Genomic DNA, 9,720 nt, shown 5'->3' with positions numbered 1-9,720 from the left:
ATTCAGTATCTCAAGTCGCTGCGGCTGCATCAGGCGCGTTTGATGATGATTCGCGATAATCTCACCGCCGCCGGTGCCGCCGCACGTGTCGGTTACGAAAGTGATTCACAGTTTAACCGGGAGTTTAAGCGGATGTTTGGTCGCACCCCGGCTGACGAGGCGCGGGTGATGAAACGCGCCTTTGCGCTGCTGCCGCCGGAACAATTATCCGCGCGGCTACAGGCACATTAGGTCAGTACGCGATGACGATTGCCGCCACCACACCAATCCAGAACAGCAGGCTGGCAGCCAGTGCCAGCTGGCACAGTAACCGGCGGGAAAAATTCAGCAGCGCACTGAGGCGCGGCGATAACATTAATACCATAATCATCCCTCACAACAGCCAGCAATTCATCAGCGCAGCCCCATCACGGCAACCACCAGCAGAATCCAGAAAAATGCACAACCTGTTAGCAGAAAACGCCAGACAAGATGGCGTTCGGGAGTCAGCAGCGTGTGCAGACGCATACGAAGAAGCAGTGGCATAGCGACCTCAAATCAGAAAGTTTTATAGGGAATATCCGGCAGCTGAGAACAGAAAATTCTGTCAGCGAATAAGAACATTCTGACGTGTTATAAGGCCGCGAAACGACAAGACCAGTCTTGAAAACAGGCTGAGAAATTCCTTAGCAGGCAGGCAATAGCCACAGCGGACATCAGGTGCCGCTGTGACCATCTGGCACAGCAAAGCCGGTTACACGCTGCGCGTGACGCCGCCGTCCACGCGAAGATTCTGCCCGGTGATATAAGCCGCGCCGGGCGAAGCAAGAAACGCAATGGTAGCCGCCACTTCTGCAGCCGTGCCGTAGCGCTGCATGGGCACGCTGTCGCGCCGTTCATCCGTTTTCGGCAGGCTATCAATCCAGCCTGGCAGGACGTTGTTGATACGAATATTCTCAGCTGCGTAGGTGTCGGCAAAGATTTTACTGAAAGAGGCCAGACCGGCACGGAACACGGCCGAGGTCGGGAACATGTCGGTGGGTTCAAACGTCCATGCCGATGAGATATTGATGATACTGCCGCCACCCTGCTGCTGCATGATCGGCGTGACCAGACGTACAGCGCGCACCACGTTGAGGAAGTAGGTTTCCATTCCCTGCTGCCACGCATCATCGCTTAATTCGAGGATTGGCGCGCGCGGACCGTGACCGGCACTGTTAACCAGCACGTCAATACGTCCCCAGCGCGCCAGAGTGGCATCAATCAGGTGCTGCAAATCGTCCACTGACTGATTCGAACCGGTAATACCGAGCCCGCCCAGACGATTCGCCAGCGCCTCGCCTTTGCCGGAGGAGGAAAGAATCGCGACCCTGAAACCCTCGCTGGCCAGCTTCTCCGCTGCCGCTGCGCCCATACCGCTGCCACCTGCGACAATTACCGCAACTTTTTCTACTGTCATGTGAGTAACCTCATCAATTAAATATCCTGTGATGCCAGTATAATGGCCGGGAGATGCCGCAGAGAGTCAGCTCAGCTGGCAATTGACGATAGGAAAACTACAGGATGAATCAGGGCTTTCAGGCATTACCGTCGCTGAATGCACTTCGGGTATTTGAAGCCGTGACGCGGCACCTTAATTTTCGCCTTACCGCTGAAGAGCTCGGCGTGACGCAGGGTGCGGTTGCGCAGCATATTCGCGGTCTGGAGGCCAGCCTGGGCCTGAAACTGTTCGATCGGTTGCCGCGTTCGCTGGCGCTGACCGCTGCCGGTGCAGGCTATGCGGTGCACATTCGTCAGGCGTTCGAGCTGATTGATGAGGCGACGCGCACGCTGCGCCCGGAGCCGGATCGCCTGACGCTGAGCGTAACACCGACCTTTGCCAGCCGCTGGATGTTGCCGCGTTTACCGGCATTTACCGCGGCCTGGCCGGATATCGACCTGCGCGTGCTGGCCTCTGAACGGCTGGTGCAGTTTCACCATGAAGGCGTCGATCTGGCGGTGCGTTATGGCCGGCCGCCGTTTGGTAGCGGGCTCGAGGCCACGCTGTTGTTTAGCCAGACGGTGCTGGCGGTGGTCAGCCCGGCGCTGCTGGCACAACACGGTGATGCAGCGCAGCCAGAAAATTGCCTGCGCTATCCGCTGCTGCACGATGGCCATCACCTGTGGCCGGCGTTCCTGGCGTTTATGTTCCCCGGCCAGTCGCTGCAGCATCAGCATCATCTGCGCTTCAACCAGACTGCGCTGGCGCTGGAAGCGGCGCTGAGTGGTCAGGGTATCGCACTGACCAGCCCGCATTTTGTGCAGAACGATCTGGCCAGCGGTCGGCTGGTTCCCGCCTGGCATCGTGAGATGCCCGTTGATGCCGGCTGGTATCTGGTGGCTCCGCGACGTCCGCGTGAGCAGGCAACGGTGAGTGCGGTTCGTGCGTGGCTACTCAGTCAGGCGGAGCAGAGCAAAGATTGATGGCTGAGCAACGCGATGCTTTTATGTTCAATAACAAAATCAGTAAAACTGATGATCGTCTGCGAATTATGAATGTTATAACTGACTGAGCATGCATTTTATAAGGTTTATCCTGCACAGGCAGGGTTTTAGAAAAATATCACGCAAATTCAGCTATTAAGGAAAGGAATTGTGCGTTGCAATCTGCTGAGGGCTGTGAATAAATAAAACGCTGAATTTCATAAAAATGCCATAACGGCCAGGCGACAGCCTGCATAACCGTATTACCACCATGACCGATCATAAAATTCTTTTAGCCAGGGATATCAGCGCCAGAAGTGAAAGCATGCAGGCGCACCTCATCGCCATCCGGCGCGATATTCACGCACATCCGGAACTTGGTTTCGACACCGTCCGCACCGCAGCCATCGTGGAACAGGAGTTGCTGCGCCTCGGGCTGACGCCGCAAACCGGCGTGGGCCGCACCGGCGTGATGGTGGACATTACCGGCGCGCAGCCGGGCAAAACCGTGCTGCTGCGCGCCGATATGGATGCGCTGCCGATTCATGAGCAAACCGGTCTGCCGTTTAGCAGCATCTGGCCGGGTAAAATGCACGCCTGCGGCCACGATATCCACACGGCTACGCTGCTCGGCGTCGCGGCGATCCTCGCGGACCTGCGCAGCCAGCTGCTCGGCACGGTGCGGCTGATTTTTCAGCCGGCGGAAGAGACGCCAGAGAGCGGCGCGCAAGCCATGATTGCTGCCGGCGCAGCGGACGGCATTGATGTGGCGATCACGCTGCACAATAAACCAGAGCTGGCCGCAGGAGAAATCGCCCTGACGCGCGGTGCCAGCACCGCCTCCAGCGATGAATTCGACGTAGTGATTCATGGCAAATCCACCCACGCCGCCCGGCCGCACATGGGTACCGATCCGATCATTGCCGCCGCCAGCCTGGTAACGCAGCTGCAGACCATTGTGTCGCGCGAGCTCGATCCGGCGAACTCTGCTGTGCTGACGATTGGCCATATCCACGGCGGCACCACCCATAACATCATCTCCGACAGCTGCCTGATTCAGGGCACCATCCGCGCTAAATCACCGCAGGCGCGCGCTCACATGGAAGACGCTTTCCGCCGCATCTGTGCCGGTGTCGCACTGTCGCTCAATACGCGGATTGAGGTCAATTATCAGCGAGGCGTACCGCCGCTGATGAATGATGATGCGCTGATTGATGCACTGGAGCCGATTCTGTCGCACCAGTTCGGCAAGCCGGTGGTGGCAAAACCCAGCAGCAGCTTTGGCGCGGAAGATTTCTCGCTGTTTACCGAGCGTGTGCCGGGCTGTCAGATCCATATCGGCTCTGGCGCGCCGGGGCGCGACGACCATCTGCACAACTCCGACTATCAGCCGGACGAACGCAGCATTCACGCTGGCACACAGGCTCTGGCCCGTATAGCGATCGACTTACTCTCCTGATAATAATGAGGTTTTATGATGATGCGTAAAGGGCTGTTCTCCGCCTCCGCGGGCCTGTTGCTGCTGGCTTCTGCCGTGGTTCAGGCAAAAGATTTTGGCACGTTAAAATTCGCTACCGAAGCGGCCTATCCGCCGTTTAACCAGTCCACGCCGAGCGGCAAAATTGTCGGCTACGAGCCCGATATGGTGGCCGAACTGGCGAAACGCGCGGGATTCAAATATGAAATCGTCGCACAGAAGTGGTCCGGACTGATCCCCGGCCTCGCTGATGGCAAATATGATGCAGTGGTCGATGCCGTCACCGTGACGCCAAAACGTCAAGAAGTGGTGGATTTTACCCATCAGTACACCGTGAGCGTATCGGGCTTCGTCACGCTGAAGGGTAGCGCAGTGGATACCCTGCCGGGCAACGGTGAAGTGGTACAGGCGACCGATGAAGCCGGTATGAACAAAGCCATCGACGCGCTGAAGGCGAAGTTCAAAGGCAAAACCATTGCGGTGCAGGTCGCTACCATTCAGGCCGATTTTCTCAACAAATACCTCGGTGATGTCGCGACTATCCGTACCTATCAGGCCGGCCCGGAAACCTTCGCCGATCTGCTCAATGGCCGGGTTGATGCGGTCATGGCATCGCGCACCAATCTCAATGCTTATGTGAAAAAACACGCGGATACGGTAAACAGCACCGGTTACGGCTTTGTGGGGGGTGTACTGGGCCAGGGCTCGGCGATTGCCATTCGTAAAAACAATCCGGAGCTGAAAGCCGCGCTGGATCAGGCGCTGGTATCGATGATCAAAGACGGCACGCTGAAGCAACTGTCTGAGAAATGGTTCGGCGAGAACGTCGCGCCTGCGGAATAATGCTGAGCGCTTATGACTATTGACTGGCAACTGTTGGGTTTTGGTGACGAAGGCTGGGGCGGCGTGCTGCTGGACGCCGCCACCGTCACGGTAACGGTCTCGCTGTGTGCGTGGCTGCTGGGCGCGATGCTCGGCAGCCTGCTGTGCTGGATGCAGATTGGTGGCGGCCGCTGGCAGCAGCGTCTTGCCAGCGGCTACATCACGCTGTTTCGCGGCGTGCCGGAGCTGCTGGTGATCTACCTGTTCTACTTTGGCGGCCGACAGGTGGTCGGGTTTATCGGTGAAGCTATCGGCCTGCAGGGACCGTTTGACGTTAACGGCTTCGTTGCCGGCGCCATCGCCATCGGGCTGATTTCCGGTGCTTATCAGAGCAGCGTATTCCGCGGCGCGTTTTACGCGATTCCTGCCGGCACGCTGGAAGCCGCTACGGTCACCGGTATGGGCCGTTTTATGCTGTTCCGCCGCATGATTGTGCCGCAGGCGCTGCGCACCGCGCTGCCGGGCATGGGTAATCAGTGGCAATCGGTGATTAAGGAGTCGGCGCTGGTATCGGTGACCGGGCTGGTGGAAACCATGAACCAGATTTCCACCGCGTCGAATTCCACCCAGATGCCGTTTTTCTTCTACAGCGTAGGCGCGGTGATTTACCTGATTATCACCACCTGTTCAGATTTCTTCTTCCGCTATGTGGAAAAAGTGGCCATGCGCGGGCAACAACGCGCGCGGTTGTAATGAGCCACGATGGATTTCACCTTTTTACAGCACACGCTGGCGGCGCTGCTGCGCGGACTGCCGCTGACGCTCAACCTGGCGGTATTGTCCCTGCTGGGCGGCGGAATACTGGCGCTGCTGCTGAATTTGCTGCGTCAGCATCGCCTTGGCAGCTACGTTACGCGTTTTTATGTCTGGCTGTTCCGCGGTACGCCGCTGCTGATTCAAATCTTCATGATTTACTATGGCCTCGGCAGCCTGCCGGCGGTGCGCGAAAGCGTGCTGTGGCCGCTGCTGCGTGAGCCCTACTGGTGCGGGTTAATTGCGCTGATTCTCAACGACGCGGCTTACACCGCCGAGATCCTGCGCGGCGGACTGAATGCGGTTAGCGTGCAGTCACTGGAAGCGGCGAAAGTGTGCGGCATGTCGCGCTTCACCACGCTGCGACGCATCACGCTGCCGCTGGCAGTGCGTCAGGCGCTGCCGGCCTACAGCAATGAGATCATCTCGATGATCAAATCCACATCGCTGGTGAGCACCATCAGCCTGATGGAGATGACCGGCATCGCCGACTCCATCGTGTCAGAAACCTTCCGCGCGCTGGAGGTGTTTATCAGCGCGGCGATTATCTATCTGCTGCTGACCGTGCTGGTGAGCAAAGCGGTGGCGCTGCTGGAGCGCCGTTTGTCCCCTTATCACGCTGGAGCACGTTAATGAACAAACCCACTATTGCCCTGAGCCATCTCAGAAAAAGTTATAGCGGGCATGAAGTGCTGCATGACATCAGCCTGACGGCGCAGGATGGCGACGTCATTTCGCTGATCGGCGCCAGCGGCTCCGGTAAAAGTACGCTGCTGCGCTGCATCCCGTTTCTTGAAGTGCCACAGGCCGGTGAGATTGCCGTGGGCGATGAAGTGGTCACCCTCGATAACGCGGACGAAAAGCTGAGCCGTGAACAGCGCCGCCGCATTAAGCTGATGCGCATGCAGCTCGGCTTTGTGTTTCAGGGCTTCAATCTGTGGCCGCACAAAACCGTGCTGCAGAACATCATTGAGGCGCCGATCCATGTGCAGAAGCGCAGTCATCAGGAGGCCGTTGCCGAGGCCGAAGCGCTGCTGCAAAAAGTCGGGTTATACGAAAAGCGCAACGCGTGGCCATCGCAGCTCTCCGGTGGCCAGCAGCAGCGCGTGGCGATTGCCCGGGCGCTGGCGCAGCAGCCGAAAGCGATACTGTTTGATGAACCCACTTCCGCGCTCGACCCGGAGCTGGTGGGCGAAGTGCTGCGCGTCATCCGCAGCCTGGCGGAAGAGGGGCGCACCATGATTATCGTCACCCACGAAATGGGGTTTGCGCGCGATGTATCAAACAAAGCGGTGTTTCTGCATCAGGGCAAAATCGAAGAGTCCGGATCGCCGCAGCAGGTGTTTAGCGAACCGATCTCGGCGCGCTGTCGCGCTTTTGTCAGCAGCCACCTGCAGCGCAACAGCTAACCAGATTTGTGCCAATGGTGTTCTAAGCCAAATTATGGAAAAATCGCCCTCCCTCAACGGAGGGCTTTTTTATCGGCGCAGGGAAGGTGCACGTCGTCGCGCACTTCACGTCCATCGATAACCAGCTACCGTCAGGTCTGGCTGCTGTTGCGTTACCGCGCGACAGAGAGGGCCGAAATTTTCCTCATTTTTCTACAGGCGGAGTACGTAATGGGCGCGAAGGTGTGGTTAGTGGATGATGATGTATCCGTGCGCGAGTCGCTGGGATTTCTGCTGCGAACCGTGGACTACGAAGTCGCCGACTTTGCCGACCTGGCATCGTTCGAAACCGCCGCCGCCGGTCAGCAAGCCGTATGCGGCTGTCTGCTGCTTGATGTGCGACAGCCAGAGAGTAGCGGCCTGAGCTGGCTGGCCCGGCAGGGCGCACGCCATCCGCTGCTGCCGGTGATCATCATGACCGGGCATGACACGCTGGAGGCCTGCCGGCGCTTGTTTGCTCAGGGCGCCTTTGCCTTTTTCACCCGGCCGCTGGAGATTGAATCGCTGCTGGAGACGGTCCGGCTGGCGATGCGTGAGAGTGAGCAGCGCGCCAGCCTCTAATGATGCCGCGCCGTGTTGCCGGAAAGCGCGCGCCGGGATGCCTGCGCACACAGCAGCGGCACCGGCAGGGTAAACAGCAGTAACAGCCACAACAGCACATACACCGCATCCACGCCGTCGTTTTGCAGATTGTTGTACAGCTGCGCCGGCATTCCGTGGGGAAACCAGGCGAAAATCATCACAATGCCGAATTCGCCCATCGCCCGCACCCATGCCAGCGCCGTAGCCCACGCCAGGCCCGGTGCGGCCAGGGGCAGCGCCAGCCGCCAGAAGCGTGGCCACGGCGCGGCACCCAGCGTCCGACCCGCTTCAAGGATCTCCGGCGGCACCGCGATAAACGCCGAGCGTGCGCTGGTGACAAAGTAGGGCAGCGCGCCATACCACTGCGCCAGAATAAAGGCGGCGGGATTGTTCACCAGCGTCCAGCCCAGCTTGCTCAGCAGCTGGCCGGGCAAACTGTACGGACCGTACGCGCTGACCAGCAGGATTCCCATCGCCAGCGGCGGCGTCAGCAGCGGAATCATCACTAGCGTTTCCACCAGCCAGCGTATTTTCCCCCGCGCCTGCGACAGCCACCAGGCCAGCGGTAAGCCGGTCAGAAAAATCAGCACCAGTGCAATCGCTCCCAGACTGAGCGACGTGGTAATCGCCGCGCCGTCACCCCACGCCAGCCGCAGGTGTTGCCAGTGTGTGACGCCCGTCAGGGTGACAAACGGCACGGCCAGCAGCACCAGGGCGGGCAGCGACAGCCACAGCGCGCCAGCATGGCGGATTTTCATGGGGTGTAAAGCCCATCGCCCTTCGGCGCGGCATAGCCTTGCTGTTTAAACAGCGCCTGTCCTGAAGGACTCAGCATGAAATCTACAAAGGCTTTGCCAGCGGCCGTACCGTGCGGCGCATTCCTGAGCACCGCCGCGTAATAGACCAGTGGCTGGGTGTGCAGCACTTTATCTTTACCCTGGCTGTCTTTGACGCTAAAGCTGACCGTGTTGTACCACCTAGTCGCCATCGCCGGATTGCTGAGGTTGATTTCATCGGGCAGCGCGATGTAAGGCAGATGGGCAGAGATCACTTCGCTTTCATAGCCTGCTGCCGCATCCACCTGACCGCTCTCGAGCCGCGTCAGCAAGCCACCTTCCAGATGGGTTTGTGCGGGATTCTGGTAACCGCCGAGAATGTTGTCAGCGATGCCGGGCTGCCGGTAATACTTCTGCGCCAGTAGCAGGGTAAAAATAATGTTCTGGCCTTTAGGATCGTTTACCGGATCGGTCCGGCCAAATTTCAGTCCCGGCGCTGCCAGCAGCTGAAGCCAGCGGCCATCATTGCCTTTGGCTGCGGCAAACTGCGGCGCAAACGGCCCTTTTGGGTTATAGGCAATCACCATGCTGGTGCTGGCTACCGGTACTGCGTTGTCGATCAGTCCGGCGGTTTTCAGGATCTGCATCGGACCGGGAGTAACAGACACGAACACGTCAGCGGTGATTTTTTTGCTCGCCAGCAGGCGCGCCATGCCGTAAGCCCCCTGGCCCTGACCTTCATACTTACCGTCATGCTGTTGTGCAAATGCCGGGCCCAGTGCCTGATCCATCACTTTTCCCATCGAACCGGCATACGTCACGCGGATATCCATGGCGGCCTGCGCCGGTAAACTCAATCCTCCGGCGGCAGTCATTAACAGCAGGGTAAGCGTCTTCACGCGGAGATTCCTTTTCGCTATATAAATGAGTAGATAACGATTATCGGAATTCTCCGTTTTAGCGCAAGGTAAAATCTGTTGCGAAATCCTGCGGTCGCGCGCCAGCGCCGGGTTTTAGTACCATTGCAACGCGTGCTGAGAGAAAAAATTCATTTACCGATCCGCGAGCTACCGCAAATACAGGCGGCCAGCCGTCTGCTGGTTAAATAAGCGGCTATAGTTATCCCAGTTGGATTATTTTGCATGCCGCTGGGCGTGCACCTTTTCCTCATTTGCCTGGAGCCCGTTACTACGTCACGAGGTTTAACGTGTTTGCCGATCTTTCCTGGAAAATCATTCATCAGGTCATCAACCAAACCATCGCTGAGATGGTGGATGAACAGCAAACGCTGGACGTGCTGAGCCTGCGCAGGCGCTTAAGGGAAATGGCGGAGAACGAAACTAACGAGGAGATGGTGCTG

At 58.5% G+C, this 9,720-nt stretch carries 13 protein-coding genes; 8 read left to right on the top strand and 5 right to left on the bottom strand.

The features are described 5' to 3' along the window. On the top strand, window positions 1-231 hold a 231-nt coding region (locus tag FT726_RS24775), incomplete at its 5' end, for an AraC family transcriptional regulator (protein WP_346303618.1). Window position 232: 1 nt separating this feature from the next. Here FT726_RS24775 and FT726_RS24770 read toward each other — a convergent pair. From FT726_RS24770 to FT726_RS24760, 3 genes are all read right to left on the bottom strand, one after another. Continuing rightward, window positions 233-364 carry a hypothetical protein gene (locus FT726_RS24770; protein WP_262258341.1) on the bottom strand — a complete coding sequence of 44 codons (132 nt, stop codon included), beginning with the start codon at window positions 362-364 and terminating at the stop codon, window positions 233-235. 29 nt (window positions 365-393) lie between these two features. Beyond that, window positions 394-525 carry a hypothetical protein gene (locus FT726_RS24765; protein WP_254919537.1) on the bottom strand — a complete coding sequence of 44 codons (132 nt, stop codon included), beginning with the start codon at window positions 523-525 and terminating at the stop codon, window positions 394-396. A gap of 208 nt (window positions 526-733) precedes the next feature. Further along, on the bottom strand, window positions 734-1,438 hold the full coding sequence (locus FT726_RS24760; RefSeq protein ID WP_058758976.1) for an SDR family oxidoreductase: 705 nt from the start codon (window positions 1,436-1,438) through the stop codon (window positions 734-736). Between the two features lie 104 nt (window positions 1,439-1,542). Here FT726_RS24760 and FT726_RS24755 point away from each other — a divergent pair, with 104 nt between their 5' ends. The 7 genes from FT726_RS24755 to FT726_RS24725 all read left to right on the top strand — a co-directional run bounded on the left by FT726_RS24755 (window position 1,543) and on the right by FT726_RS24725 (window position 7,563). Further along, window positions 1,543-2,442, top strand: a complete 900-nt coding sequence (locus FT726_RS24755) for a LysR substrate-binding domain-containing protein (protein WP_288423601.1) — start codon at window positions 1,543-1,545, stop codon at window positions 2,440-2,442. A gap of 271 nt (window positions 2,443-2,713) precedes the next feature. Continuing rightward, window positions 2,714-3,901: a M20 family metallopeptidase gene (locus FT726_RS24750; RefSeq protein ID WP_152390896.1), complete on the top strand. Its 1,188-nt coding sequence runs from the start codon at window positions 2,714-2,716 to the stop codon at window positions 3,899-3,901. A 15-nt stretch (window positions 3,902-3,916) separates the two neighbouring features. After that, window positions 3,917-4,762, top strand: coding sequence for a transporter substrate-binding domain-containing protein (locus FT726_RS24745; protein WP_238562173.1), 846 nt, complete (start codon window positions 3,917-3,919; stop codon window positions 4,760-4,762). Window positions 4,763-4,774: 12 nt separating this feature from the next. After that, window positions 4,775-5,494, top strand: coding sequence for an ABC transporter permease (locus FT726_RS24740; RefSeq protein ID WP_058776116.1), 720 nt, complete (start codon window positions 4,775-4,777; stop codon window positions 5,492-5,494). 9 nt (window positions 5,495-5,503) lie between these two features. After that, window positions 5,504-6,187 (top strand): ABC transporter permease, encoded by a 684-nt coding sequence (locus tag FT726_RS24735; RefSeq protein ID WP_058758980.1) that lies wholly within the window; start codon window positions 5,504-5,506, stop codon window positions 6,185-6,187. Next, window positions 6,187-6,963, top strand: a complete 777-nt coding sequence (locus FT726_RS24730; protein ID WP_058758981.1) for an ABC transporter ATP-binding protein — start codon at window positions 6,187-6,189, stop codon at window positions 6,961-6,963. The genes FT726_RS24735 and FT726_RS24730 overlap by 1 nt, the downstream gene beginning before the upstream one ends. A 210-nt stretch (window positions 6,964-7,173) precedes the next feature. Beyond that, a complete protein-coding gene (locus tag FT726_RS24725; protein ID WP_088517427.1) occupies window positions 7,174-7,563 on the top strand; it encodes a response regulator transcription factor in 390 nt (129 codons plus the stop codon). Here the strand turns inward: FT726_RS24725 and FT726_RS24720 are convergent. Together FT726_RS24720 and FT726_RS24715 are read right to left on the bottom strand one after the other, a co-directional pair. Then, window positions 7,560-8,342, bottom strand: coding sequence for an ABC transporter permease (locus FT726_RS24720; RefSeq protein ID WP_346303617.1), 783 nt, complete (start codon window positions 8,340-8,342; stop codon window positions 7,560-7,562). The genes FT726_RS24725 and FT726_RS24720 overlap by 4 nt on opposite strands. Then, window positions 8,339-9,235 (bottom strand): extracellular solute-binding protein, encoded by an 897-nt coding sequence (locus FT726_RS24715; RefSeq protein ID WP_288423707.1) that lies wholly within the window; start codon window positions 9,233-9,235, stop codon window positions 8,339-8,341. The genes FT726_RS24720 and FT726_RS24715 overlap by 4 nt, the downstream gene beginning before the upstream one ends. Window positions 9,236-9,720 lie beyond the last annotated feature (485 nt).

Source organism: Pantoea sp. Morm, from assembly GCF_016643525.1.
Lineage (GTDB): Bacteria > Pseudomonadota > Gammaproteobacteria > Enterobacterales > Enterobacteriaceae > Pantoea > Pantoea dispersa.
Note: the sequence above shows the minus strand (reverse complement) of the source record. Positions and strands in the feature narration are given on the sequence as shown.

Bases quoted from the DNA above. Each gene is read 5' to 3' on its own strand.
- FT726_RS24770 (WP_262258341.1), bottom strand. From the start codon at position 364: ATGGTATTAATGTTATCGCCGCGCCTCAGTGCGCTGCTGAATTTTTCC.
- FT726_RS24765 (WP_254919537.1), bottom strand. From the start codon at position 525: ATGCCACTGCTTCTTCGTATGCGTCTGCACACGCTGCTGACTCCCGAA.
- FT726_RS24760 (WP_058758976.1), bottom strand. From the start codon at position 1,438: ATGACAGTAGAAAAAGTTGCGGTAATTGTCGCAGGTGGCAGCGGTATG.
- FT726_RS24755 (WP_288423601.1), top strand. From the start codon at position 1,543: ATGAATCAGGGCTTTCAGGCATTACCGTCGCTGAATGCACTTCGGGTA.
- FT726_RS24750 (WP_152390896.1), top strand. From the start codon at position 2,714: ATGACCGATCATAAAATTCTTTTAGCCAGGGATATCAGCGCCAGAAGT.
- FT726_RS24745 (WP_238562173.1), top strand. From the start codon at position 3,917: ATGATGATGCGTAAAGGGCTGTTCTCCGCCTCCGCGGGCCTGTTGCTG.
- FT726_RS24740 (WP_058776116.1), top strand. From the start codon at position 4,775: ATGACTATTGACTGGCAACTGTTGGGTTTTGGTGACGAAGGCTGGGGC.
- FT726_RS24735 (WP_058758980.1), top strand. From the start codon at position 5,504: ATGGATTTCACCTTTTTACAGCACACGCTGGCGGCGCTGCTGCGCGGA.
- FT726_RS24730 (WP_058758981.1), top strand. From the start codon at position 6,187: ATGAACAAACCCACTATTGCCCTGAGCCATCTCAGAAAAAGTTATAGC.
- FT726_RS24725 (WP_088517427.1), top strand. From the start codon at position 7,174: ATGGGCGCGAAGGTGTGGTTAGTGGATGATGATGTATCCGTGCGCGAG.
- FT726_RS24720 (WP_346303617.1), bottom strand. From the start codon at position 8,342: ATGAAAATCCGCCATGCTGGCGCGCTGTGGCTGTCGCTGCCCGCCCTG.
- FT726_RS24715 (WP_288423707.1), bottom strand. From the start codon at position 9,235: ATGACTGCCGCCGGAGGATTGAGTTTACCGGCGCAGGCCGCCATGGAT.